Annotated in this window: 33 protein-coding genes; 20 read left to right on the forward strand and 13 right to left on the reverse strand. The window is 39.1% G+C overall.

The features are described from left to right. Positions 1–125 precede the first annotated feature (125 nt). The 4 genes from L0657_RS12510 to L0657_RS12525 all read left to right on the forward strand — a co-directional run bounded on the left by L0657_RS12510 (position 126) and on the right by L0657_RS12525 (position 3202). Complete coding sequence (locus tag L0657_RS12510) at positions 126–497, forward strand: DUF983 domain-containing protein (RefSeq protein WP_235151134.1); 372 nt, start codon at positions 126–128, stop codon at positions 495–497. A 397-nt stretch (positions 498–894) separates the two neighbouring features. After that, positions 895–2004: a Fic family protein gene (locus tag L0657_RS12515; RefSeq protein WP_235151135.1), complete on the forward strand. Its 1110-nt coding sequence runs from the start codon at positions 895–897 to the stop codon at positions 2002–2004. Positions 2005–2018: 14 nt separating this feature from the next. Then, positions 2019–2195, forward strand: coding sequence for a hypothetical protein (locus L0657_RS12520; protein ID WP_235151136.1), 177 nt, complete (start codon positions 2019–2021; stop codon positions 2193–2195). Positions 2196–2260: 65 nt separating this feature from the next. Then, positions 2261–3202, forward strand: a complete 942-nt coding sequence (locus tag L0657_RS12525) for a hypothetical protein (RefSeq protein WP_235151137.1) — start codon at positions 2261–2263, stop codon at positions 3200–3202. Positions 3203–3357: 155 nt separating this feature from the next. On the opposite strand, the gene L0657_RS12530 is transcribed toward L0657_RS12525, so the two are convergent. Further along, complete coding sequence (locus L0657_RS12530) at positions 3358–3873, reverse strand: YcxB family protein (RefSeq protein WP_235151138.1); 516 nt, start codon at positions 3871–3873, stop codon at positions 3358–3360. A gap of 55 nt (positions 3874–3928) precedes the next feature. Beyond that, the gene (locus tag L0657_RS12535; protein ID WP_235151139.1) at positions 3929–4204 is read right to left on the reverse strand and encodes a hypothetical protein; all 276 of its coding nucleotides are present in this window, start codon (positions 4202–4204) and stop codon (positions 3929–3931) included. Positions 4205–4375: 171 nt separating this feature from the next. On the opposite strand from L0657_RS12535, the gene L0657_RS12540 reads away from it, so the two are divergent. Further along, positions 4376–4669 (forward strand): YciI family protein, encoded by a 294-nt coding sequence (locus tag L0657_RS12540; RefSeq protein ID WP_235151140.1) that lies wholly within the window; start codon positions 4376–4378, stop codon positions 4667–4669. 81 nt (positions 4670–4750) lie between these two features. Here L0657_RS12540 and L0657_RS12545 read toward each other — a convergent pair whose 3' ends face one another. From L0657_RS12545 to L0657_RS12570, 6 genes are all read right to left on the reverse strand, one after another. Beyond that, the gene (locus L0657_RS12545) at positions 4751–5275 is read right to left on the reverse strand and encodes a DinB family protein (protein WP_235151141.1); all 525 of its coding nucleotides are present in this window, start codon (positions 5273–5275) and stop codon (positions 4751–4753) included. Between the two features lie 207 nt (positions 5276–5482). Then, positions 5483–5875, reverse strand: a complete 393-nt coding sequence (locus L0657_RS12550; RefSeq protein ID WP_235151142.1) for a LytTR family DNA-binding domain-containing protein — start codon at positions 5873–5875, stop codon at positions 5483–5485. A 136-nt stretch (positions 5876–6011) separates the two neighbouring features. After that, the gene (locus L0657_RS12555) at positions 6012–6821 is read right to left on the reverse strand and encodes a hypothetical protein (protein WP_235151143.1); all 810 of its coding nucleotides are present in this window, start codon (positions 6819–6821) and stop codon (positions 6012–6014) included. 85 nt (positions 6822–6906) lie between these two features. Continuing rightward, a complete protein-coding gene (locus L0657_RS12560; protein WP_235151144.1) occupies positions 6907–7404 on the reverse strand; it encodes a hypothetical protein in 498 nt (165 codons plus the stop codon). 495 nt (positions 7405–7899) lie between these two features. Beyond that, complete coding sequence (locus L0657_RS12565; protein ID WP_235151145.1) at positions 7900–8622, reverse strand: LytTR family DNA-binding domain-containing protein; 723 nt, start codon at positions 8620–8622, stop codon at positions 7900–7902. After that, entirely contained in the window at positions 8619–9728 is a 1110-nt protein-coding gene (locus L0657_RS12570; RefSeq protein WP_235151146.1) for a sensor histidine kinase, read from the reverse strand. The genes L0657_RS12565 and L0657_RS12570 overlap by 4 nt, the downstream gene beginning before the upstream one ends. A gap of 24 nt (positions 9729–9752) precedes the next feature. Between L0657_RS12570 and L0657_RS12575 the strand changes: the two genes are divergently transcribed. The 7 genes from L0657_RS12575 to L0657_RS12605 all read left to right on the forward strand — a co-directional run bounded on the left by L0657_RS12575 (position 9753) and on the right by L0657_RS12605 (position 13169). Then, positions 9753–9962, forward strand: a complete 210-nt coding sequence (locus L0657_RS12575; protein ID WP_235151147.1) for a hypothetical protein — start codon at positions 9753–9755, stop codon at positions 9960–9962. Positions 9963–10128: 166 nt separating this feature from the next. Beyond that, positions 10129–10659: an SRPBCC family protein gene (locus L0657_RS12580; protein WP_235151148.1), complete on the forward strand. Its 531-nt coding sequence runs from the start codon at positions 10129–10131 to the stop codon at positions 10657–10659. A 48-nt stretch (positions 10660–10707) separates the two neighbouring features. Next, positions 10708–11112 (forward strand): VOC family protein, encoded by a 405-nt coding sequence (locus L0657_RS12585; protein ID WP_235151149.1) that lies wholly within the window; start codon positions 10708–10710, stop codon positions 11110–11112. Positions 11113–11167: 55 nt separating this feature from the next. Continuing rightward, positions 11168–11545: a hypothetical protein gene (locus tag L0657_RS12590; protein ID WP_235151150.1), complete on the forward strand. Its 378-nt coding sequence runs from the start codon at positions 11168–11170 to the stop codon at positions 11543–11545. A 123-nt stretch (positions 11546–11668) separates the two neighbouring features. Beyond that, positions 11669–12244, forward strand: coding sequence for a 2'-5' RNA ligase family protein (locus L0657_RS12595; RefSeq protein ID WP_235151151.1), 576 nt, complete (start codon positions 11669–11671; stop codon positions 12242–12244). A gap of 34 nt (positions 12245–12278) precedes the next feature. Beyond that, positions 12279–12581, forward strand: coding sequence for a hypothetical protein (locus L0657_RS12600; protein WP_235151152.1), 303 nt, complete (start codon positions 12279–12281; stop codon positions 12579–12581). 138 nt (positions 12582–12719) lie between these two features. After that, a complete protein-coding gene (locus tag L0657_RS12605) occupies positions 12720–13169 on the forward strand; it encodes an SRPBCC domain-containing protein (protein ID WP_235151153.1) in 450 nt (149 codons plus the stop codon). Between the two features lie 24 nt (positions 13170–13193). On the opposite strand, the gene L0657_RS12610 is transcribed toward L0657_RS12605, so the two are convergent. After that, positions 13194–14135, reverse strand: coding sequence for a hypothetical protein (locus L0657_RS12610; RefSeq protein WP_235151154.1), 942 nt, complete (start codon positions 14133–14135; stop codon positions 13194–13196). A 155-nt stretch (positions 14136–14290) separates the two neighbouring features. Here L0657_RS12610 and L0657_RS12615 point away from each other — a divergent pair, with 155 nt between their 5' ends. Further along, entirely contained in the window at positions 14291–14518 is a 228-nt protein-coding gene (locus L0657_RS12615) for a hypothetical protein (RefSeq protein WP_235151155.1), read from the forward strand. Between the two features lie 234 nt (positions 14519–14752). On the opposite strand, the gene L0657_RS12620 is transcribed toward L0657_RS12615, so the two are convergent. Further along, positions 14753–16618, reverse strand: a complete 1866-nt coding sequence (locus L0657_RS12620) for a gamma-glutamyltransferase family protein (RefSeq protein WP_409015045.1) — start codon at positions 16616–16618, stop codon at positions 14753–14755. A gap of 525 nt (positions 16619–17143) precedes the next feature. Here L0657_RS12620 and L0657_RS12625 point away from each other — a divergent pair. From L0657_RS12625 to L0657_RS12650, 6 genes are all read left to right on the forward strand, one after another. Then, positions 17144–17353, forward strand: coding sequence for a hypothetical protein (locus tag L0657_RS12625; protein ID WP_235151156.1), 210 nt, complete (start codon positions 17144–17146; stop codon positions 17351–17353). A 104-nt stretch (positions 17354–17457) separates the two neighbouring features. After that, a complete protein-coding gene (locus tag L0657_RS12630) occupies positions 17458–17646 on the forward strand; it encodes a hypothetical protein (RefSeq protein ID WP_235151157.1) in 189 nt (62 codons plus the stop codon). A gap of 882 nt (positions 17647–18528) precedes the next feature. Beyond that, a complete protein-coding gene (locus tag L0657_RS12635; protein WP_235151158.1) occupies positions 18529–18900 on the forward strand; it encodes a LytTR family DNA-binding domain-containing protein in 372 nt (123 codons plus the stop codon). A 272-nt stretch (positions 18901–19172) separates the two neighbouring features. Then, a complete protein-coding gene (locus L0657_RS12640) occupies positions 19173–19736 on the forward strand; it encodes a Crp/Fnr family transcriptional regulator (RefSeq protein ID WP_235151159.1) in 564 nt (187 codons plus the stop codon). A 119-nt stretch (positions 19737–19855) separates the two neighbouring features. Next, positions 19856–20245, forward strand: a complete 390-nt coding sequence (locus tag L0657_RS12645; protein WP_235151160.1) for a RidA family protein — start codon at positions 19856–19858, stop codon at positions 20243–20245. Between the two features lie 141 nt (positions 20246–20386). Next, positions 20387–20641, forward strand: a complete 255-nt coding sequence (locus tag L0657_RS12650) for a hypothetical protein (RefSeq protein ID WP_235151161.1) — start codon at positions 20387–20389, stop codon at positions 20639–20641. Between the two features lie 88 nt (positions 20642–20729). Here L0657_RS12650 and L0657_RS12655 read toward each other — a convergent pair whose 3' ends face one another. From L0657_RS12655 to L0657_RS12665, 3 genes are all read right to left on the reverse strand, one after another. Further along, positions 20730–21968 (reverse strand): hypothetical protein, encoded by a 1239-nt coding sequence (locus L0657_RS12655; RefSeq protein ID WP_235151162.1) that lies wholly within the window; start codon positions 21966–21968, stop codon positions 20730–20732. 307 nt (positions 21969–22275) lie between these two features. Further along, on the reverse strand, positions 22276–23298 hold the full coding sequence (locus L0657_RS12660; protein ID WP_235151163.1) for an acyltransferase: 1023 nt from the start codon (positions 23296–23298) through the stop codon (positions 22276–22278). Between the two features lie 35 nt (positions 23299–23333). After that, on the reverse strand, positions 23334–24293 hold the full coding sequence (locus L0657_RS12665; protein WP_235151164.1) for a phytanoyl-CoA dioxygenase family protein: 960 nt from the start codon (positions 24291–24293) through the stop codon (positions 23334–23336). A gap of 215 nt (positions 24294–24508) precedes the next feature. Between L0657_RS12665 and L0657_RS12670 the strand changes: the two genes are divergently transcribed. Further along, the gene (locus L0657_RS12670) at positions 24509–24814 is read left to right on the forward strand and encodes a response regulator transcription factor (RefSeq protein ID WP_235151165.1); all 306 of its coding nucleotides are present in this window, start codon (positions 24509–24511) and stop codon (positions 24812–24814) included. Positions 24815–24924: the final 110 nt, after the last annotated feature.

Raw genomic sequence — 24924 nt, forward strand, 5'->3', positions numbered from 1 at the left:
GTCCGACGTCTTTTTCCGCCGTCGGACCGGTAAAAAAACAGCGAGTAGAAAAACAGCGAGAAAAAAAAGCATCGAGAAAAAAAGCAGCGAATAATATCGCAAATCAGCAGTAGTTAAATATTAAAATGTCCAAAATAGTTAACGTCATCAGGATGAAATGTCCGCGTTGTCATCGGGGGATGCTGTTCACAAAACAGAATCCATACAGCCTGAACGACGGATTGAAAATGCCGGATAACTGTCCTGTTTGCGGACAGGATTTCAAAATTGAACCCGGTTTTTACATCGGTGCCTTATGGACAAGTTTTCCAATTGTCATTTTCCTGATGACGCTTTTGTCCGTTTTTTTTCTTGTTTTTGTAAAAATGCAGCTCGAATGGTTTTTTGTAACAATCACCGTCATTTTATTCTCCTTACAACCGATCATCATTCGCCTGGGAAGAGCAATCTGGATTAATATTTTTGTTGATTTTGATCAGGATGCGGAGAATAAGTAGATTAATCTCCGCAAAATTGCGGAGATTAAAATGTTTAACCTTAATTACTTAATCGTTATTGCGATAATTATTTATTATAAGTCATTGATTATAAAATAATTACAAGATAATAATCATTTTTGAAATCAAGTTTATAAAAGGGAAAATGCGGAGAATAAACTTGTTAAATGGTGGTGGGAGAAGTACAGCGTATGGGTTGGTCTGGCAAGGTCAGGTTACCGCGCGATCGAAGCACAACTGTTTTGACTTAGTTCTTATTAAAGCCAATACATTTAATTATAATTTGCTTGTTCATTATTTTTATAATATTGAACATGACTGATTTTTATGTTCAGAAAATGGACATATATTTGTAACGTGTTCAAGTATTAGAAAAAACTGGACATGTTATTTAACCATGTACGATCGCAACAAACCTTTTAATGACCTTCAACCATTGCCTCCATCCGAGGAAATTGTCAATGATCTTGAAATTCTAAAAAAATTGGTTCTTTCTTCAAGGGCCTTGGCTACCGTAAATAGCAACGTATTGAGATTGCCAAACCCATTGATGCTGGTGAATACCATTGCATTACAAGAGGCGCGAACTTCCACAGAAATCGAGAATATTTTCACCACTGAGGATGAACTTTATAAGGCGATTACCGACACTTTTAAAGAAGAGCAAACAGACACCGCCACCAAAGAAGTGCTGCGTTACCGGGAAGCGATGTGGGCAGGTTATCAGCAATTGGAACTGAAAAATGTGATTGATGTGGATCTGATCACTCATATTTTTCAACAAATTAAGAATACCACCTCTACCTGGCGTTCACCACAGGCGCAGGTGGTTATCAAACGTGGACAGAGTGAATTTCGGGCAGGAGAAATCATTTATACGCCGCCACGGGGAGAAGGGATTGTCGAAGTTTTAATGGATAACCTGATTGACTTCCTGAACGATGACGAAAAGTATGCAGTCGATGCCCTGGTAAAAATGTGCATTGCACATTACCAATTTGAAGCCATACACCCGTTTCATGATGGGAATGGCCGTACCGGACGGATTCTAAACCTACTTTATCTCGTTCAAAAGAAATTGCTGATCCAACCTGTTCTCTATCTTTCCAAATATATAATTATCAACAAGGAAGACTACTACTATCATTTAGGTGCTGTTACACAACGTGGAGCTTGGAAGAACTGGATACTTTTTATGTTGGATGCAGTTGAAAATACTGCACTTTTGACCAGCTCTCTTATTGACGAGATTATCAAACAAATGGCAGAAACACTTGCCTATGGAAAAGCGCATATCAAATGGTACAACAAGGAAATTAACGAAGTGATATTTTCTCAGCCTTATTGCAAACCGCAAAATCTTGCCCCCGTTTTGCAAAAAACATCCCGTACCACACTTACAAAGTACATGGACGAACTGGTCACTGCGAAAATATTGATCCCGCGAAAGCAGGGAAAAGAGGTATATTATTTGAATGAGGATTTGATACGGATTTTGCAGGGATAGAATCCTCGCGGCTCATGATACAAAAAATGCAGGAAGATTTCTTCGGTAAACTGACATCTTCCAAGTGGGCCAAAATGATCAAATGTTCGCAGGATACCGCCGGGCGTGACATTTCAGATTTAATCGCGAAAGGATTATTAACTAAAGATAGGGGCGGCGGCAGGAGCAGCGCGTATTTGCTGGTTTGGTAAGTAATCGAATGGAAATGCGAAAAGGGATCAGGATTTATTAACAAGATATTTTAGTATAAAACGATATGGAAATTACCTATTATTTAAACGAAACAGAAGAGGAAAATCTGTTTTGCAATATCAGCGAGGATGGGAAAACGGTTTCTTTTCCATTGGGTTATACTGTGGAAGATGGTGAGTGGGATGAGGAAAACGCGGAAGTATCCCCGGACGATCCTTATTTTTACTCGCTGATGAGTTTCAAAAATTACCTAGCCGAAAGATATGAAACATTGTCATTTGCCGGTGAAACGGATGTTTTAGATGTATTAAAAAGTGAAGTGGAGGCGATTACCGCCGAAAACGGAATCCAGAGCATTGCGCGTAATATGTTTGACAACGAAAATACGCCGGAAGGTATCCCGTCCTACAATGCGTTTATCCAGGCATTTGAAAAATTTTCCGGACTTGAAGATGGCGAATTTGAAGCTTTGGTGATCGATAATACCCTGGAATTTGGAACAGAAGATGGTGATGATTTTCAAATGGATACGGTAGCCGGGTTGAAAACCCGTTTAAGGTCTTTCATCGAAAAGAAATCATTTGCCGAAATGGGTGCAATGACTAGCAAATTTATCTGGAGTAAAATTTATAACGACGCCGGTGGAATTGAAAAGCATATTTTCCTTCCAGAAATGCTCCTGGAATGGGAAATATTCTGGGATAATGAATATGAAGAAATGAAAAATGCGGGTGGCGATACAAAAAACCTCGCCAAAGCCAAAGAGAAATCCTGGCGGCAATTTCAGGTTTTTATGGCTTGTTACAATGATTCTGTTGATATCATCCAACTCGCATTTGAAATTGATGACATGGAATTATACCCCTTGATCGTGACCGTTATGCTAAGAATTTTCGATGCAGAAGTTTGTTATGACGAATATTGTGAGGCTGAATTCAGTGGTGATGACTGGCAAATGATTGAAAGTGATGGTGAGAAGTTTTTTTTGAAAGAGGGGGATTTTTGATTGGACAATATTCTCTGGATATTTTGATTGGGAAAAGTTATTTAGGTTGAATCTGTCCACAGGATTATTTTAGTTAAAACCACATCATTCAGTTCTTTTTGTCCCTTAAAAAAGTTAACCGATATAAATTAATTCATTACCGGGTTTAAGCCATATCATTTTAGTTTCACTTGAAGTCCAGGTACAGTAGAAATGATGTTTTTGAATTGAATTACATCATTTATCGTCAAAGCTCGCTTAGGAATAATGTTTGCACTACCATCCGAAACTTTTAAAAGAAAAAACTTTTTGGTTTCTATTATGGAATGTAATTTTTCTAGTGACATATTGATATTAAAACTTTCCCCGGTAAGAGTAAAATAGTTTGAATCAACGCTGATCTGCATGTTTTCTATTACTGGATTTTTTTTCTTTAACAGTTTGGTTACTTGAAACTTAGCTGATATTTCTGAGATGAAAACCATATACACAGAGAAAATGATGGGAAAGATAAGTCTAAAATTTAGGAAGGAATTTCCAATAACATTATTAAAAACGATCAAGAGAACTGTTATAAAAAGAAGTGGAATTCCAATTACTCTAAATGCTTTAACCACAAACTTTGATTTTGATATGTCAACTAAACTTTCATAGAGTTCGGATTCTGAAAGCTTAAAACTTGTTGTTATCATTAAAATGTTATTTTCGTTTATAAAAAATGTACAAGTAAAAAGAAAATACGAACTTTTAACCGACCGCCATCTTCGCAGTCTCCTTCCGCATATAATGCAGAATCTGCTCTTCCAATTTCCAGTGAATATTCGTCGGTTTTGAGCCGTAATGATCCAGATAATTTGCGGCTCCAAGAAAGAGGTAAGCGAAGGTATTTCCAGATTCGTCGTCGTTTTTTTTTGCACAAAAAGTAAAATGGTTTTCTCTGTCTCTTCTTGTGTTATATACGATAACGCTTTGCCGTTTCAAGTCTTGCGCTATTTTGAGACTGCCAATGAAATAGCGTTTCACTAACTGCAGAGTTATTGTGTTTGTTAATACGTTGCTCGTAAAGACCTTGTTGCATAAATTGAGGATTATATTATTCGCCTAAAATAGCGTAATTAAAACAACTAAATTCTTCTGGCACAAATTTTACCCGGTTGAACATGAAAATCAGCAACGCTAAATTATTAAAACAAAATGTTCATCATCTCCCTAACCTACATCGTCCCTCTCGAAGAGCTCGACGAGCACATGGCTGCACACGTCAAATACCTCAAAAAGTATTATAAGAAAAATATATTCGTGGCGTCGGGGAGGAAAGTGCCTCGGGAGGGTGGCATTATTCTGGCACTTGCTGAATCGGAGGAGGAAGTCAGGAAAATCATAAGCGAAGATCCGTTTTTTAAACTCAAACTGGCGGCATTTGAAATTATTCATTTTTTAACTTCGCAATATCACTCGGATCTCAAAGCTTTGCTGAAAGTAAAGTAAATTCCTTGGTTGGCGTAATAGAAGAAAGTGCCGGACTTTTGCCATCCGGAACTTCATCTGTAAACTGGGAAATCCAGTAAGTCATACTCCTTCCAACGCCCATTTTATATGCCCGATATGGTGGTTTGCGTGCCAAACCGCAATTGCCAGCGCGTCTTTTTGTGAGAACCAAAGCTGTCTTGCCGGATGGAAATAACGGATATTCAATTGCTCCTCTGTGAGTGATTTTGCAAATAATACAAACCGTTGATTAATACCTTCAAGCGCAAGCAGCGAACTGGAAACCGGGGCGGAAAGCGAATCCGGCATGGCCGACCAGGCGTTCATGTCAATAAGCGTCAGTTCTTTGTAGTCGGGTTCTGAAATAGCTTTTTTCATTCGCAAATAATATAAGTAATGGATATCGGCGACGTGATGAACGATTTGCCGGATCGTCCAGCTGTCTTCACGATATTTTTTTTCCAATTCCCATTCAGACAGGTCTGCGACAAGCGCGCGAAATTGGGAAGGGATCGTGTCGATGATACTGATAAATGAATCCAGCTCTTCGGCGGAATAATTTTCCTGTTTTACAAACGGGCCGATTGGGAATTTACGATCTGTCATGCGGATTTGCGGAGTAGGTTTAATAATAAAAAAGGAAAAACGGTATCAGTTGGTGTGTTCTCAAAGGTAATGATCCTGCCTGTTTTTTTTGCTTTGACAGCTTGCAGGAAATTAATTTTGTATCGGTTTGGTAGACATAAAACAAAAAGGTTCCCAGTCAACTGGCCGGGAACCTTCCGCTTACCTAACTCTAATAAACCCTAAAATTTATCCTGCTCCCAAATATTCGGTCGTCAGATTTTTGTCTGTTTCGCGAATACGTCTTCTCGCGATTGGAATCTGCGCTCCACCGCTCATAAGTATTTTGTCGCACCGAAGGCGTGACAGAACATGGTCCGGATTGACCATAAATGATTTATGCACACGAAGAAAATCTGCGTTTAAAATCTTTTGTATCGTTTTCATCGTCTTGGAAACCAAGTGACGTTTTCCATCCGTGGTGTGCACGTAGGTATAGTTGCCTTCGCCCTGCATATACGTAATTTGGTGCGCTTCAAGATAGAAAACCCTGGTGCCCTGATGAACCGTCACAACGTTTCTGCGTTTCTTACGGGCCCGGCGAACGACACCAGGAAATGTATGGTTAACGGAAGTGTTCATAATTTTGAGAATTGAAAAGAATGCTGTCGATACTGAATTGCTAAATGAACCTATTCAGCCTGATTTTGACTTTTTAAAAGCTAAAAGCTAAAAGCTAAAAGCTAAAAGCTAAAAGCTAAAAGCTAAAAGCTAAAAGCTAATCCACTTTTATAAGCTCCGTTACAGAAGTCTGCGTTTCCAGCATATCACTTTCAACAGATTTTACAATGCCTACACCTGGCGCCGTCCATGCGCTCACCAATCGCATTTCATTGGATTGTTCCTGAAGCTCGCCGTTGAGAAACGTTTTTGTGATGAGCTCATAACTGTATTCCCATTTACTGCAATTGAAAGTTCCGGCTGGTGTGGTGATACTCTCAACTTTTTTCACAACACCGTCATCATGCGTTAGCACCGCGTCGATTTCAGTGGTAAATTCTTCTCCGTCTTCTTCAAAAGCTAAAACCAGATTCAGCTTGACCGGTTCTCCTTTGAACGTCATTTTACTGCCAACGACAGCATTATTTTCCAAAAGCTGGTATTGTGGAAACCCGGATATCTTGACACTTTTCACAAATTCGCTCCCTTTAAATTCCTCCAAAATGCTTGCATACGCAGCAGGCAGAGGGATTTCATTTGTAGTGACACCATTTTTACTGAATGATTTCATCATCACCACTGTTTCGTCATCATCTTCGGAAACCTTATTTTCAATATCATAAACGGTTATTCCGGAAGAATCCCTCACACTTTTGACACGCGTAATCTGCGTGGCGACAGAGCCGTCTTCTTCCTTAATCTGATAGGTATAAGTCTTTCCATTTGTCGGAATGATGGCTGTCGCGTCTGTTTTGGGTCCGCCGTCACCAACGACATCGTTGTCATTACAAGAAATCTGGGTAAAAGCAGTCGCTGTTGCGAGCAATACGAAGGCTAGCTTTTTAGCTGAGAAGAAAAGAGTTTTCATTTTTACTTTGTTAAACATGGCTAAAATTAAATTAAGAATTGAGTATTAAAGAATGGTAATTCGATTGAACGGAGTGGCTTATACGCTAATGGAATGTATAAGACCGGTCGGCCTGGATTAACAGATGGAGGGTGAGTGAAAAGTATCCAGTCACCGAAAGGCAACCTCTGATTAAAATAAATTTTAACCATTTCTGCTGCACCCATGCTGCTTCTCCACCATTATCAACTGTCATGTGCTGAATGATTTTATTCAACGGAATATTGACGTTCACCGCCAGCGTCAGATCCGTGGCGAGCAGAATAAATGAAGCCGCGAGAAAGCCATAGCCCAGGATCCCGGAAGACTTGTCGGCTAATACAAGCCATATCAGAATAAATGCCAGCCCGGAAGGATATAGAATTTTGAGCGGCATTGCGATGACATTGTCCGTTGCTTTCCGGATTTCGATAAAACTTTCAGTTGGCAGGTTCTGTAAAACCTTGTAAAACGAAAGAATGTAAAATCCGCCCTGTGAGGCCAACGTGAAATAAATCACGAAGCTAAGAACTTTGAACAGGAAGAATGGATCGACAATTTTCATTGACGTTGATACTTAGGCGTGCGTTTTTCCTGAAAACTGATACGGTGATTTTCCTTCAACGTTGTGGATAAATTTCTGTTTGACATGGCTAATGATGATTTTAATTAAAAGAGAGTTTCTACAAAAAAATGGTTGGAATGAAATTGAAAAGATTTTGATGATAGAGCAATGTAGATAAAAGGATGTTTCTTCATACGTGTTATAATTAAATGAGCGACTTGAATTCCTGTTTTTTCTGCAATTTTAGCGTAAAAAAATGAGTTGGAAACGGAAGGTAACGCCCTTGTCGACGGACAACGTTTTTCATCGACTAACGGATAATAATCGCTTTTGAATGGCTGTAAAAAAGCATCAATGATTTTGAGTGTTTGGAAATAAAATTTTATAAGTTATTGGTATGTGTGTACTTATCGTACCAGTAAATCAATTCGAAATATGCTCTGCGACACAAAAAAGTTATATGACGATGAGCGAAGCTTAGTTGCAGGAGAAGTATTAGTATGCTATTTTGAAGCGGCGCTGGCAGTCGGATTTATAATTACGCCCGATCGGAAGTTCTTTTCCGGCAATGTCCACAGCATGGGAATGATAACCTTCAATTTTGGGAATGGAAACGATGAAGGACCGATGAATTCTTATGAAATCGTCTTCGGGCAAAAGCTCTTCCAGCATACTGATTTTTTGTTTTGAAATTAACACTTTGTCTTTCAAAACAACTTTTATATAATCCCTCAAACTCTCAATCCAGTAAATATCATTAACGTTCACTTTGACCATCTTGCGGTCCACTTTCAGGTATAGAAAAACATCTTTATTACTAACCGGAGACTTTTCTGCGATACTAACCTGACGGCTACTTACTTCAAAAAGTGTAAAAACTTTGTCCATGGCGCGCAGAAACCTGTCAAATGGGATCGGTTTCAGCAGATAATCAACAGCGTCCAGGTCAAATCCTTCAACAGCATAATCCTGGTAGGCAGTTGTGAAAATAACTTTTGGGGGATTTTTTAAGCTCCGCATCAGATCGGTACCCGTCAGACCTGGCATTTTGATATCTAGAAATATCAGATCAATTTTCTGCTGCTGTAGGGTTTGAAAAGCCTGGATCGCATTTTCACACTTCGCTACGACTTCAATCTCACTAAAATTTTGAAGGTATTGTAACAGTACCTCAATGGCATGCGGTTCGTCGTCTACCAAAATCGTTTTCAGTTTCATATCGGTCCGATTTGCAGTCTTTTATCTAAATTTATTTCCAAAATTACAGCAAAAATATCCTCTTCTTCAAGGATCCTGAGCTGATGCGCCGAAGGGTAAAGGATCGCCAGCCGCTTCCTCACATTCGCCAGTCCTATGCTTGAATGACTTTTCTCATTGTTCTTTTTCGGTGGCTGTTCAGGTTTACTATTCGATATTTTAAATTTCAGTAAGTTGTCTTTTACCTGCAAATCCATGTTGATCCAGGCTTCTCCGACTTTTTCACTTGTTCCATGTTTAAATGCATTTTCCACTAATGGCAAAATCAAAAGAGGCACAATGCGTTGGCCTGGTTCCAAACCGTTTATAGTCAGATTTAAATCAAGTCGTTCTTCATATCTGATTTTTTCCAGCGCCACATAATTTTCTATTATTTCAACATCACGTCGCAAATCCACAACGTCCGCATTGGCTTCATACAACATGTAACGCAAAATTTCCGACAGGCCAATCACAACTGACGGCGACTGGGGCGACTGTGTCAGCGTCAGTGCATACAGGTTGTTGAGCGTGTTAAAAAGGAAATGCGGATGCAGCTGCCCCCTCAATAAAACCAGTTCCGCTTCGAGTGCGGCTTGTTGTTTTTCATACCACATTTTGAAAAATTTTATAGCGACGGCAACCCAGACAATCAGGTTTGCCTGTTCAAATGCATTTAATATGTAAGTATACCGGAAAAGCTGCTCTTTAAAAGTTCCATCCAGTTTATGCCAGACAAAAGTTTCATCCTGTTTTCTAATGGCTTCATACACAATGGGATCAGCTATGAGAATTTCGATTAATCTAAAAATCAGGGTAAAAAGGATAACGCAGAAAATCAGAAAGAGGGTGAGTTTAAGATACTGTTTCGTGTGAAGAAACCGCGGAATACCAACATTTGCAATCGTGTAAAAGTAAACGGTATGTAAGGGCATGAAAAAGGAAATCATGACAAACGGTAGCTCGAACCCCGGCAAACCTACGCCATACATGGCAGCCAGCAACAGCATAGCAATGAACCAAAAAACGCAGTGCTGAACAATTCTTTTGGATGCTAATTTCAGGATCAGACGGCGGTTCAACTTCATATATCAAAGATAAATAAATCGAAAATGTCCAGGGTTCATAAGAGTATATCCGTCGACAAAAACAGCATTGATGTCGACGAACTGCAACAATATCAAAAGATCGCGGACATATTTATTTACTTTTCAGGATTTTCAACCGGAACTTTGGAAACCAATTCGCCTTTTTGTCGTATCCATGTTGCGCTTTCAGACAGAAGTAGTCTGTTTCATTCCGAGTGGCAGTCGATTGTATAAAATAGTTTTACAGTAAAAGTTAACGATTAAATAATCAACTATAACACCGAAAAGCCGTTTCATAAAATGGCGCAATTAACCCCTAAACTTGCCGTGTTTGCCCCCTTTCGAAATTAATTTCTGAGATTACATTTGTATCATCCCACAAAGCCCAAACGACTAAATTATGAATGCTTTAAAAGTGATATTGTTCGTTATCGTTGCCCTGGTCGGCCTGGTACTAATCGTTGCATTATTTGTTAAAAAAGATTACACTATTGAACGAGAAGTCTCGATCAATAAACCCGCCGCCGAAGTTTTTGATTATATCAGATATTTGAAAAATCAGGATCATTATAATAAGTGGGTCATGACGGATCCGGATATGAAAAAGGAATTCAAAGGTTCGGATGGTTCGATCGGTTTTGTATATGCCTGGGATGGAAATGACAAAGCTGGAAAAGGCGAACAGGAAATTACCAGAATCGAAACGGGGAAAGAACTGGATCTGGAAATTCGTTTTATAAGACCCTTCGAAGGAACAGCACACACTAAAATGATAACAAAACCTGCCTCAGAAAACCATACCATTGTTTCGTGGTCGATGGCAGGTTATAGCAAATATCCAATGAATATCACCAATCTTTTTACGCGCGCCATGCTTGGAAAGGATCTGGAAAAGAGTCTTTTGAACCTGAAAAATATACTTGAAAAATAAATGGTTATATTAAATTTCGTTATCATCAATTTCTAAAAAAAAGAAATCATGACAAATCATATTTTCGTCAACTTACCAGTAAAAGATGTGGACAAAACTGTGGCTTTTTTTACAAAACTCGGTTATACTTTCAATGCGCAGTTCAGTAGTGAAAAAGGAGCTACGATGAACATCGCTGACAATATTTTCGTGATGTTTAGTGAGGCATCTTTTTTTAAAGAATTAAGCCAAAAGGAGATTCCTGATACGAATAAATATGCCCAGGTTGGCATCGTCCTGTCGGCCGAAAGCAGGGAAGAAGTTGATAAGGTTGTGAATCTGGCTGTGGAAGCTGGTGGAGTAGCTCGTGATGATATTCAGGATCAGGGATTTATGTATGGACATAGTTTCGCGGATCTGGACGGTCATTTGTGGGAAGTATCCTGGATGGATCCGGCAGCGTTGCAGGGTTAATAAAAGTTTAAATTAAAACAACACCATTTTATTCAATCGTTAAGCTATTTAAATTATGAGAATTGCAGCAATTATTGTTCGTGTTCTGATGGGTTTGATGTTCTTGTTTTCGGCAGCCGTTTTTTTCTTTAAAATAATACCGGTTCCGGAAATGACCGGACCTATAAAGACTTTTAATGAAGGACTTGCCGCTTCCGGTTATTTTATGCCATTTTTAAAAGGTGTCGAAACAATCGCCGGTCTTGCATTAATTGCCGGTCTGTTTGTTCCATTGGCAACAGTTGTGCTTCTACCGATCACGGTGAACATATTTTTGGTGCATCTTTTCCTTGCTCCGGAAGGTATACCAATCGCAATTTTTATGTTTGGCGGGAATTTATTTTTGGCCTATTATTATCGAAAACATTATTCATCGATGCTGGTTATGAAATAATTCTGCCCGAAACAGCGGAGTGGATCGATGTATTTCGTATCATGTACCTGGTTTTAGAAATCCGGCTGATAAAGCAGTTTCTTAAATCACACTTTCGAACCCCAACGTATAAAGATTGAAGTTATGAAAGATGGCAAAAATAAGAATCAGGTAAGTTTGTTTGACGCGATAACTTACGAGTATATATTTGTCATTTCTCCCAAAGAAGTGGAGGCAGATGTGCGTATCGTCAGACAAAAACTTCATGATCCTTTTGGATTGTCGAACCAGGTATTAAACTCGATTCCGCACATTTCCCTGTATCATTTTTACAGCGCAAGTGATATTGATTCGATTTTGAAGAAAAGTCTGCAAGCTCTTTCAGGGATCAAATCTTTTCAGGTGAAACTGGATGGTATAAAGTTTTTTGGCAATGAACAGTTTGACAGAACAATGTATATGGAGGTTGAAAAATGCGATGCGTTGCATAATCTTCACTCCACCTTGCAAACTACATTTTCAAAAACAGAAAATAAATTCGATCCGCATTTGACGATTGCGCGAGAAATTTATGCTGGAAAATACGTGCAGAACGGACCTGGTTTATCTGAGTTAGAATATTACGGAGAATTTGATTGTCAGCAAATTACATTGTTAAGGAAAAGGCTGGGAGAAGAAGCTCCTTACGAACGTGTGAGAATTATCAATCTGGAAGGTTGACAGAGAATACTATATCCACAAATCAAGAAATCCTATGGTAGAAGTTTTTAAAACTAACGTTAAATACCAGGAAGAAGCAGCTAAGATTGTCGACAGGATCCGCATGACATTCGATGGCTACGATGCTAATTTTGATCTTGAAGATTGCGACAAAATACTAAGAGTTTGTTCGCTGACAAAAAATATTGATCCGAATCTAATTATCAGACTCGTTATGGAAGCGGGTTTCTCTATTGAAATTTTGGATGAAGATATGAATACTATATCATCTGTCTTTTCTGATATCAATGGTGATCTGATCATTCTGACAGCATCGTTGTCGCTTTTGGTATTGTAAACATTTTCATTGCAAGCGAGTCGGACTCTTGCAAAAACGGATTAAAGTGCGGTGCGCCAGGCACTATTGTCCATTCAAAACGCAAACCTCGCCTCCGATAAATAAACAAGAATGTTTAATCTTTAAAATTCTAGTCGTATGAATACGGAAATGAAACGAATCAAAAAGTCAATCCTGATCAGTGCTCCCAAGGAGAAAGTTTGGGATGTGTTATTTACTGATCACTACACAAGAATCTGGTATACAGCGTTCGGTGAAGGCTCCCGCGCAAACACGGATTGGGAAGTCGGTAGTAAAGCAATATTTTCTGATGAAAGTAACAGTGGATTGATCGGAGAAATAATTACGAACGAGGCGAATGAAAAGCTTTCTGTTGAGTATAAGGGAATACTTTATAATGATACGGAGGACTATGACAGCGATCTGGCTAAGCAGGTAAAAGGCGGGCGGGAGACATACCATATTTCAGAGAGAGATGGGATGACCTACCTGGAAATCGAAAGTGATATGGGACCAGAATATTTTGATGAAATGTCGAAGGCCTGGGCAACTGCGTTGGAAAAAGTAAAAGCGTTATCTGAATCGTGAGCGACTTAGGGTAATTTAAACTTGTTATTGTTCAAGCTGATCTTTTACTTTTTGTACATATTCGTGCGTCAGGCCAGCCAGACTTGCAATTTTAGAGATGTCAAAATCTGTGTTTAATAGAAGATTGGTCACAAAAAGACGATTTCTTTTTTCTTCGCCTTTCTCAACCCCAAGCTCTAAACCTTTCTCAACCCCTTCTTCAAATGCTTCTTCTCTTTCAAGCATTTTTATGGTTTCAATAATTCCCATAGCGTGTTTATTTCCGGTTAATAGGTCAACTTCTCTTTCAAATTTACTATTTATTTTCTGATTATCAATGTGGATGAAAGTCTTCAAAAAGAAAATAAACCGCCTGATCTGCTCATTTTTGTATCGCTGACTTTTAATTAACGCCCGGGCAATTGTCAGTCGCTGTTCGGCAAGTTCTTCTTCCGGTATTTTGTCGATTAGCAATACTTTTTGGGCCGCCAAAACAATCAGAGCAAATGGATTTTCCATTTCCAGTAGCTGCTTCTCGGTATGATCCAGAATGTGGTAAGCATTGTATTTATAGTGAATTTCCGTTCCTAGAAAACTTTTGTGAAAAGAATCAGGACGTTTTTGGTTTTTACCACCCGTAAATACTGCAAGCGCAATAATATCGACACTGTAACGGTCGTAAATTCGATACCAGTATTGAAACATTCGCGCGGCGAAATCCTGAGTGCCCTCACCCTGAATTTCAAGATGAATCAAAATCCATTCTTCCTGACCGTTAAGAAGATATGTTTTGACAAGCATATCGGCAAACCGGCTGCCGCCTTTCTTTTCCAGTTCGGGAAATAATTCGTTCAATTCTTTATCCATGAACTCAAAACCTCGTCTTATGTCGAAAATGGATTCCGCATCTGTGAAGAAGAATGTGAGCAAATCTGGAAAGGCCTCTTCGAAAGCACTTTTTAAAAGGATATCATTTTTTCTACGCATCGTGATGGTATACTTTGGCGTGGCGAAATGGTGCCCTTATCTAATACGTATCAAAATAAAATGGTCACATTGCGTATTATTGGTAGAAGATAATCGCTTAATTACTTACCCAACAGGAAAAGATCAATTGTTTTATTTTCAAAATTATTCTAAAGATGAAAAGCTCAGACATACCATCACCCCATATTCCACTCTTGTTTACTGACTTGAATGGAACCCGGCATAAAGGATTTTACAATCAACTTTTAAATGTATATGTCGAAAAAATTGATCAGGAAACCTCGGAAGAAATTGGTATCAGTTATCCTATCGAATCTGTTCTGGAATGGGAATATGAAGACGATCAGGAAAGTTCGGATCCGGATATAATAGAAATATTGTAGGTAAAAGCTCGTTGCGTATAATTTCACAGCTTTTCAACTCAAATCGCTCTTTCATTCATGCCTTTTGATAAGTTTTATTTATTTATAACATGATTCCTTTTAACTTTATTTCTTAACGTTGAGTAGTGGTGCGTAAAGAACCCTGGATTTTCCGGGGTTCTTTATTTTTTATGACGGCAAAACAAGTCATAATGATACTATAAAATCAGATGTTGGCTCGTTGAATATTTTAGATTACCAGCCAATTCCATAGTCCTCTCCATGATTGCTGGAACCGCCCCAGAGGGTACCGTGGATCCAATCGAAATAAATGGCGTTAATTGGCCCACTGGTTCGTGGCTGATATGAATTTTTATAACCCATTCTTGACAACTCTTTCCTGGTCCAGTCTGGCATGGCTTCATTCAGAATTAATCCGCCCGGCTCTTTTTCGTGATCTCCAAAACTGGCATACATCTGTAATGTTTTAAAACTTGGTGCTTCGGTTGCCTCCTGAACGGTCATGTCAAATTCTACAATATTCAAAAAGAATTGAAGTAACAACTGATCTTGTTCGTCGCCCGCTTGTTTAGCAAATGATAAAAATGGCTTACCATCTTTCAGTGCCAAGCTAGGCGTTAGAGTTACTCTCGGACGTTTTCCTGGCTCGACAACATTAAACGGATTTTCCTTAGGATCCAGAACAAAGGACTGCATACGCTGGCTTAATCCCACGCCGGTATTTCCTGCAATACAAGCAGGAACCCATCCACCACTCGGCGTGATTGAAACAACCCATCCTTCTTCGTCGGCTGCTTCCACAGAGGTTGTGCCTGCCGTAAATTCTTCCATAAATTTTTCATCAAGTCCGTTCACATTCCTTTGTGAAACCTGTTTAACTCCCCAGTTTTTGATCTGATCCGTATAAGGATTCGTTTTTCCTTCGAAAGGATACGGATCACCCGGCATAGTTTTCGGATCGTTTTTCTCCCAATTAATTTGTTTGATTCTTTCCTTCGCGTACTCTTTGGAAAGCAATCCTTTCATCGGTTCCTCAGGAGCAAACGCAGGATCACCATAATAATAATCCCTGTCGGCAAAAGCGAGGTTCATTGTTTGGTATAACGTGTGGACATATCTTGAAGAGTTGTAGCCCATGCTTTTCAGGTCGAAATTTTCCAGCATATTCAAAGCCTGCAACATGACAGGGCCTTGCGTCCAGGCTTGCATCTTGTACACTTCAATACCTTTATAGGTGGTCATGAGTGGTTCTTCAATTTTAACTTTCCAGTTCGAAAGATCCTGTTCCGTAATCAACCCGCCCTGTTCCTGACAGCCACGAGCAATCTCTTTCGCAATATCACCTTTGTAAAAACGGTCGTAAGCCGCATAAATCGCTTCCTTCCTGGTTTTACCTTTTTTCAAAGCCTGAGTTTCTGTATCAACCAGTTTCTGCAAGGTCGCCAGAAGATCTTTTTGAACGAAAACTTCTCCGGCATCCGGCGCCTCTCTTTTTTCTCCCAAATGTGGCAAAAAGACTTTTTTTGAATACGGCCATTGCTTGATTTTATCTTTTCCCCGTTCGATGGAATTTGCAGTTTGTGCTTCAATCGGATATCCCTCGGCAAGTTGCATGGCTGGTGCCAGAACCTGTTTCAGGCTCATGGTGCCATATTCAGCAAGCATCGTCATCAAACCGCCGGCGGTTCCCGGTGTAGTTGCTGCAAGAGGACCAAGGTCAGGGGGATATTTCATTCCTTTGTTTTTGAAAAAATCCGCGGTAGCTCCGGTTGGTGCAACGCCCATCGCATTGAGCGCTATCACCTTTTTTGTTTTGGGGTTATAGATTAACGCCTGCGTTTCACCGCCCCAGCTTAATACGTCCCACATTGTACAAGTGGATGCCAGCATCGCGCAGGACGCGTCAATGGCATTCCCACCTTTTGAGAAAATCATCGCTCCCGCTATTGCAGCTAATGGTTTTCCGGTAATAGCCATCCAGTGTTTCCCATGCAGCGGCGGTTTCTGCGTTGTTACCGGAAAGTTGTTGAATGCCTGGCCTACCAATTTGTAATGAACACTGGCAAGCGCCAAGGTACATAGCAGAAGTTTTAATTTCATAATGCTGATAAAATTTAAGAAAATTTTTAGAAAACGGTTTAGGCAGGATAATTCAATTCATTAAGTTGAATTTTCAATACTAAATATATGAAAAGGAGCTGAATATAGAATAAAACAAACCGGGATGATAGAGCGAAAGATGTCAAGGTTGTCAGCGTAAAAAAGAACGTGCACCCGCGTAAAAACACCGGTTTTTAATAATCAGGTGTTTGTCGCCCGCTCCTGACTTAGTTAATTATGAACGTTGACATGATACAAGTTCCTCTTCTTTGCCGTAAATTTTAAATTTATGAATTTTAGTAGCACAAAAGGAGCAATATTAGACTGCTGTTACGTATATACCTTATCGGGTGGATTCAAGTTGTTAGAACGATTCCGGATTTTATAAATATTTTATATAAACAGGAGACAAATTGAAAGACTTTGTTTTGTTCAATAGGTATCATGTAAATAATTGAAATTCGGTATTAACCGGATGCAAGTTTAAATTGTCGTAACTTTCAGGAATACCAAATAAGGTAAATTATGAAAGTCAAGATCGTTACGAAAGAAGATTTGCCGAAGCCTGGTTCTACTGTCAAATTCAGGATTAAGAATACGCATCAATGGCGTCCAGGGTATCGCGATGCCGAAGGAAGCGATTTCATCGAAGCTCCACGCGGTATCATTTATCGATATTCCTGGAATCAAATTGATGAATATATGCTCGTCGAAGTAACAGAAAATAATGTTTGAGAAGAGGAAAGGGAGGCTGTTGTCTCCTTTTTTGTTGTCATTTTCCGTAGTTTATTTCTTGATTATTTCCTTACTTTGATCCCCATATATCAAAAAAGAAAGTTATGCCTGTTCAAAAATACAATGACCGTGTCCGTGTAAAAGTTAAAAACAATGCCGATACCTGGCTTATTTTGGAACACGAGAACATAAAAAAAGGAGCAACGGTCAAGTTTACGGGTAAGGTGAAATGTAGAAATGAGAAAACAGGTGAGGTGAAATTTTTTAGCGAAAATAGCTGCGAGCTGGTCTGAGCGATTCCGTTCCGTCCTGGTTTTTATCTGGTACTGTCGCCGGGTTTTATTTGTCCTCTTGAAATGTTAAATACTATGTAAAATTTGTCAGCTTTGGCTGGCTGCTTAAAGAGGGTTCATTAGCATTGCTGAAAGTTAGCATACTCTCTGCATTTATTCGAAATTATCTTGGCCAGAATCAAGGTCGATATTTCAAGGCAAAAAGTCAATTTTTAATATTTATTCTGAATTAATTTTTAGAAGATTTTAAATGTATCCTAATTAGCATAAATTGCAAAATTAGGTTTATCAATCAATACGTTACGAATATAGTTCTCGATAAAATTCGATTATCTCATTGGAGGTATGATCCAAAGTCTTTACCGCTAAATAAGTTTAGCTTTAATTATCTAACGGTATTTTTTAGACTTGCATTACAATTTAATCCTCCGCTATCAGTTTAAAGCAATGCATAAAAATACCGGCTCTCAAAATCCGGTATTTTTTTTGTAGAAAGTGTGCTGCAAAAAGAAATATTACAATCGAAATGAAGACGCAAATCATAGTATAATCCCGGATATTTGACCCAAACCGGAAATGTTTTCAGAGCGTTCAGGTTGTCGCAATCTCTTCAACTGCGTCTCTAAATACTCATTCTTTTCCCACTTCCCCATTTTATATCCTTCGATCTTAACTAAAAGGCATAGGATTGATTTTTTAATTGATTACCTGCTCGAATGAGCATTGAAGAGGTATCATTGAAACGGTCTCAGCCTTCTGAGGCTATTCTTATTGACGTTGAGTAAAATGTTTAAAGGGTTCGGAAATATCCGAATCCTTTTTTGTTTAATCGAAATTTACTTTTTCTGCGTATGTATTAGCTGAACAAACTTAAAGCTTAAAATGAAAGTGTTAAATGACCAAGAAGAAATCAGTAAAAAACCTACACTTAGGAAAACAGATGTTGTAGTACACCTTAAAGGCGAAAGTATTATCGTACCACCCAAAACGATCACTTTGCTTGAAGGTTTAGGAAACTATACCATCATTCACACCGAATCAGGTCAGCGTTTTGTGGTCAGTAAAACGCTGAAATTGGTATCGCAACATTTAAAAAAGAACTTTATACGTGTCCACAAGGCCTATATTATCAATTCTGATTTCATTGTTTCAAGAGTCGATGATGATCGTTTCCTGAAACTTGCGGGCGGGAAAGAGGTAGCAGTAAGCAGGAGAAAAATTAAAGAAACTACGTTATTGCTAAATTCGAAATAGGCTTTTAGCCAGGATATGACGCGCAGTCTTTATGCTAAATTCATGATCGTATGAATACGTTTTAATTTATTCTGAATATTTGAAGTAAGGCCTGATGCAGGCTTTGGACGGGAATAGGTGGTCAGCAATTAAATAAGCGACACTTATTCCCGTTTTTATGTGAAGATGTGGATCGGAAGTTGAAAATTGTTTGTTTCCTAGTAGTCATTTCACTGTAAGAAGTCCAAATAGTTTATTAGCCACAACTGTAAAATCCGGGCATACCAATTCTTATGCATCAAATATTAAGAGAACATATTGAAAAAATAGTACCACTCACGGACGATGAATTCGCATTTGTTGCCAGTCATTTTATCAGTAAAAAATACAAAAAACACCAATTTCTTATCCAGGAAGGCGAAGCTGTGAAATATCATTATTTTGTGGTATCCGGACTTCTGAAACTGGTTTACACCGATGATACTGTCAAACAGCACATCGTCTCTTTTGCGATGGAAGATTGGTGGGAAAGTGATTTTTACGCGTTTTACACCCAGACCGAAGCGACGATGTCACTAGTATGCCTGGAAGATACGGAGGTGTTATGTCTTACGCTTGGCGACTATAAAAAGTTATGTAACGATGTTCCAAAAATGAACCGTTTCTTTCTTGAAAAAGCGAATTTTGGTTTTCTCGGAGCGCAGCGGCGCATCATTTCCTCGCTGACATCAAATTCGCAGGAGCGCTATGAACAGCTTCTGGAACAATATCCTGCCCTTTTTCAACGCGTGCCAAAAAGTCTCCTCGCTGCTTATCTGGGAGTTTCCCGCGAAACGCTGAGCAGGCTTTCTTCGTAGTGTGATATACCTCACACAGTAATCGTGCGGATTGTCAATACCTAGTTTCAGCCCTTATCCGGAACTTTGCATAGTAAATTTAAATGTCTTCACAGACACGAACTCAAACGCAAATAGTAATGGAAAAGAAAATAACGAATCCGTGGAAATGGCAGGATCAGCGCAGTTATGTGCAAGCCGTGGAGGTCAAAAATGTAGAAAGTACATTGTATGTTTCCGGACAAACAGCGATTGACGATGATGGAATATCGAGTGACGAAGATATGAAATCTCAATTAATCAAGGCTTTGCAAAATCTGGAAAAGGTTATCAACGAAGCTGGATTTGCTTGTAACGGGATAGTCCGTTTGAATATTTATACCACATCAACCGCAGAACTCTGGCCACATTTCAACATTTTTCAGAGCTGGATCGCAAAGCACAATATCAAACAAGCGACTACAATGCTGGAAGTTACCAGTCTTTTTGAGACGCTGAAAGTTGAGCTGGAAGCTACTGTGGTGAAATAATGAGTCGGATTTAGGAAATGACGCTGTGTTTTCTCGTATGGAAAACACAGCGCCTTTCTAATAATGGGTAGGTGGAATAATTCTTGCCTGTTCCTGCAAAAGGCAATTCATACATTCCACTAACAAACAAGAAATAAAGTCATGGAAAAATTCGTATCAGTTTTGTTCGTAGAAGATACAGAGATCACATCAAACACAAAAAAGGAAGATATCAACCAATTCGAAGTGGAGTTTTATAAATGGAATCTGCCGAGGGTTGGAGATCATCTGATGGTTCCTGATGCGCTGGGAGATGTGCACTTCTTTGTAGTGTTAAGTAAAAGTTTCCTGATCAAAAATGGCGTGATGGACCAGTTTAGTTATGTGGTAAAAAGACATGGACATCCGAAGGAGTAGGAGGGCTTGAAGAAGTGGGTGAATTATTGGCGAGCTACTTGCTTCATTGGGTATAATGCGGCCTGGCACTTACATATTGAACTGTGAGCTACTCTCGCCTGTTCGCAAATAGCCAGTCCAGTAAACCAGGTGTGCTGTGAACATTTTTCCAGATGTCGTGACCAGCACCGGGGAACTCACTATATCGGGGTTTTCCGCCGGCTTTTTTTATACCAGCGATCATGTCTCTTGATCCGCTCACTGGTGCAAGGGCATCATTTTCGCCATGAAAAGCCCAGATTCCTACATTAACCAACTTACTGGCGAAGCCTGTATTTCCAGCTCCGCAAATGGGTACCGCAGCTGCGAACATTTCCGGATGTACGCTGGCAAAGTGCCATGAACCGTAACCTCCTCCTGATATACCCATAACATAACGCCGCTTGACATCGATGGAAAATTCGAGTTCCAGGGCAGCCATTGCTTCAAAGACAGTTGACGCGATTATGGGATCCAGCCAGCTTCGACCTTTTGGACACTGGGGAACAAAGAGAAATGCAGGATACTTTCGTTTGTTCTCATAATTTGCCAACCAAGGTGCCTCGGAACCTTCAACTTGCCTGATGTTTTCTGATCCATGAGCTCCACCATGATGAAGACAAACAACGATAGGATACTTTTTTTTAGGATCGTAATTAACCGGTTTCATAAATCGATACCGGATTTTATTTCCTCTTTTGTCTGTAAAAGTCCGCTCTTCAAATAACTGAGCGGTGGAATATTCCTGTTGATTCACTCCGGAAGATTCCTGGCTTAGCAAGCGTTCTTTTATAAGATTTTGTGCAAGAAAAATCGCCAGAAGTGATGTTGAAAATGTAATTAGACTCATTAAATAAGTAAACAGATTCTTCGAAATACTAATAACCTTTTGGTGCCTGACTTCGTTGACCAAATTCAAAATCATGAAAATTGGAAGAAGTATTGATAGCCAAGTCGTTACTTGCATTAATTTCTCCAAAAATATATTTACGTCAAAATCCAGCGACCGAGACGCCGTAATCATGCCAGCTCCTATAAGTATTACAAGCAGGATTGTGAGAGCTCCCGCTGCTTTGAGCCATGGACGTTCGGCAGCTTTGGAAAAAAGAAGGCATAAACCGTATAGTGCCGCAGTGAATAACACAAAGGAATAGACAGGAATGTAAAATTTTACCAATGCTCTGAACATTTGCATCCAGTATATAAGCGCATAGTCGAAAACAAAGACGATGCAGAGCGCCAGCCCGAAGAAAAAAGCAAACCGGTAATTTTTTGAATATAGATACTTGACAACCAAAATTGTTGACAAGGTATGGACTAAGCCTTTAAATCCGAACCAGTTAAAAAGGAAGGTAATTGATAAGTTTGTTTACCAAAACTCAGATGGAACAAATTCTCAAAAATACACATGAAAACGTATAGTGACAGAAAGAAAATCCCGAAGTAGTAGTGACTTTTATGCATGGCTTTTTAGAATAGGGTTTATGAAGACGGATAAAATCTGTAAAATGCAATCCGTCTTAATAAACTAAAAAAGAACAGTGCGATAACGGGTATACTTGTTAATAAAACCTAAATAATGTCACTCTGACTTTAAATCTTTTTTACTCGGAAATTTAAGAAACCGGCTGAGCAGCCAAAGTTGGTATCTCATTTTGCTCCACATCACTATATTTGATTTTCTGAGATAACTTTTTAAAGGGTTTTTCTATCATTTTATACAAAAAATAGGAAACGATTACCGAAAAAAGGAAGGCGACGATAATCATAGCATGTCGTAATGATTCGGAATCTGAAAATCTACGGGTAATATGCAGGAGCCTCGCACCAACTGGTGTATGAAATAGATATAGTGAGTATGAAATGTTTCCAAAAAAAGTACTGAACAGCGTCGGTTTTAGAGGAATCAATATTACGGTTATTGTAAACGCAACAACAATAATCTCCTCATAGGTATACCTGAAAAACAGAAATCCTAACACGGTAATTAGGGTCAGGGTTAGTTCCAACTTTCCTGAAATTCCTGAGAAATAGCGATATAATAATATTCCGGTTGTGAAGAATATGGAAAAATTAAAAACAAAATTCCTGTTCAGGTAAAATGATGCTGCGTTGAAAAGAATTAGCGTAGTTATCCAGACATAAGACTTTTTATGACTGACCAGCGGGAATATCAGCGCGATAAGCAAATAATATTGAAACTCAATTGCCAGCGTCCAGAATACATGGTTTAGCCAATCCTTACCCATGAAAATATTTAGGTATCCAAAATGATAGAAGACCTGAGCATAGTCGATTTCGAATGGCTTTCCTACATAAAAGGGAGTCAACGTTGTGATAAAATTTAATAGCAACGCCAGAAAAACGCAGAACAGATATGGAGGCTCTATTCTTATCAGTCGTTTCTTGAAAAATGTTGAAAATTTTTGAATTGTATAATTCCCCTTCGCCATCGAGTAGGGGATTACTAAACCTGATATAATAAAAAAGACTTGCACTCCGAAATGACCAAAACTGAAAAAATGTTTGATCGGATCATCATTTTCGAGGTAATCAAGATTTGTAGTAAAATGAAATAAACAAACAGCAATTGCTGCCAATCCTCTTAAATAATCCAGTGAAAATAAATATTTATTCATTAAAGGTTGCTGTAAATTGGTAGGAGAGTGGCGTCTTATTTATTGATCATTTTCTGAACCCATTGGCGGAAATTTGAAGGGATGATTTTCCTCATCAATGTGCCCGGTAAGTACATTTTATAAGAATAACCAACATATTTTATGGGTGTTCCCAGGTAAGTGCTCTGAACTTCTTTGCCTGTTGAAATGTCAGTTACCTTTTGAATTGAAATTCTTTCCAGTGCCATATCCGTTTTCATGGGCCGGTAATATGCACAGTTTTCAAAATAGAAATGATTCACCTGTGTATATCGGGTGGAGCCGGGAATTGTAATTTTTTCACCTCCGTGAAGCAAATTGGCCGACCATATCAGTGCTTGCCCCTTTTTAAGATTCAGAACTTTCTTTTCCAGGTGTTTCTGCGCAACCAGTTCTTCAATGAAATCCTCGTATCTGTTGTAATAATTTGCGAGCATATCTTCAATGGACGAGCTCGTCGAGCCTTTCATTCCCAAAATGGACAAATCATAAAATGGCAACCTGTGGCTGGCAGGATAATAATGCAGCGGGCCGTTTCCGTCATGCACATCTTCCAGCGCTATCCAGACGCCAGCCATATACCGCTCCGGCACAGAGTTGAAATGGATGGAATCGCTATGCGTTCTCTGCTGACTGCCCGTTGAAAAATTCAGTGTTTGAAAAGGAATTGGCCTTCTTTTATATAATATTTCGAGAATTTCGATCACACGAGGCGCAACAGCAATTTGCTTAACTGCTTCATGATCCTTCCAGGCATCCTGCAATCGGTTGGTATTATGCTTTTCAAATTCAGGCTTGATCTGAGACAATGCTTTTTCGATGAGCTCATCATCGATCTGCGGATCAATAATGACATACCCGTTTTCGGAATAAAATTTTACCATTGCGGCAGTTTCCGGATCAAGGTTGGCGTTTTTTAACTCTTTTTCAAAAAACGGGGATTCCACCCAGGGAGTTTGCATTTGCATAGAGGACATAGAGGGAGTTCGATCAGTAAAAAGTAAATTTTATTACCCCAGTAATATTTTCTGTAAAACTATTTATAGAAAAAATAATACTACCTAAATCAAACCCCTCATTATTTGGAGTATTTACCCCTCATTTTTAAATTATTCTACGATTTTCAGGCTAATATTCGTAGAATTTGTAACCTTACTGTACATTTGATTTACAACTCTCCTCAGCAAATAATATGACAATAATCTCTACAAATACCCTAACATCTTTTAACAACGACACGCCTATACCTCCGGCATTTCTGATGCGGCTTACTAAACGCGAATGGGAAGTAATTATCCATTTATCAAAAGGGCTGACTACGCCTGAAATTGCTGCCAAAATCTGTGTTGAACCCAAAAGTGTTGAAAATTACCGCGGACGCATTGCAGACAAACTCGAACTGAAAGGCAGAAATAAACTGGTCTGGTTTTCATGGAAAAACCAGGAGTTTTTAGAAAATTGGTACTCGGCTTCCAAAAAGAATTTTGATGTTTTGTGATTTCCACGCGGAAAGAATAGTGGTTTTAATTCTATTTTGGAGAATTAAGGACAAGTGAGGTGCACGGATCAGTTTGGTGTTGTTTAGAAGTAACTTTTGTAAAACCGCGA

It is taken from the genome of Dyadobacter sp. CY345, assembly GCF_021502725.1.
Taxonomy (GTDB): domain Bacteria; phylum Bacteroidota; class Bacteroidia; order Cytophagales; family Spirosomataceae; genus Dyadobacter.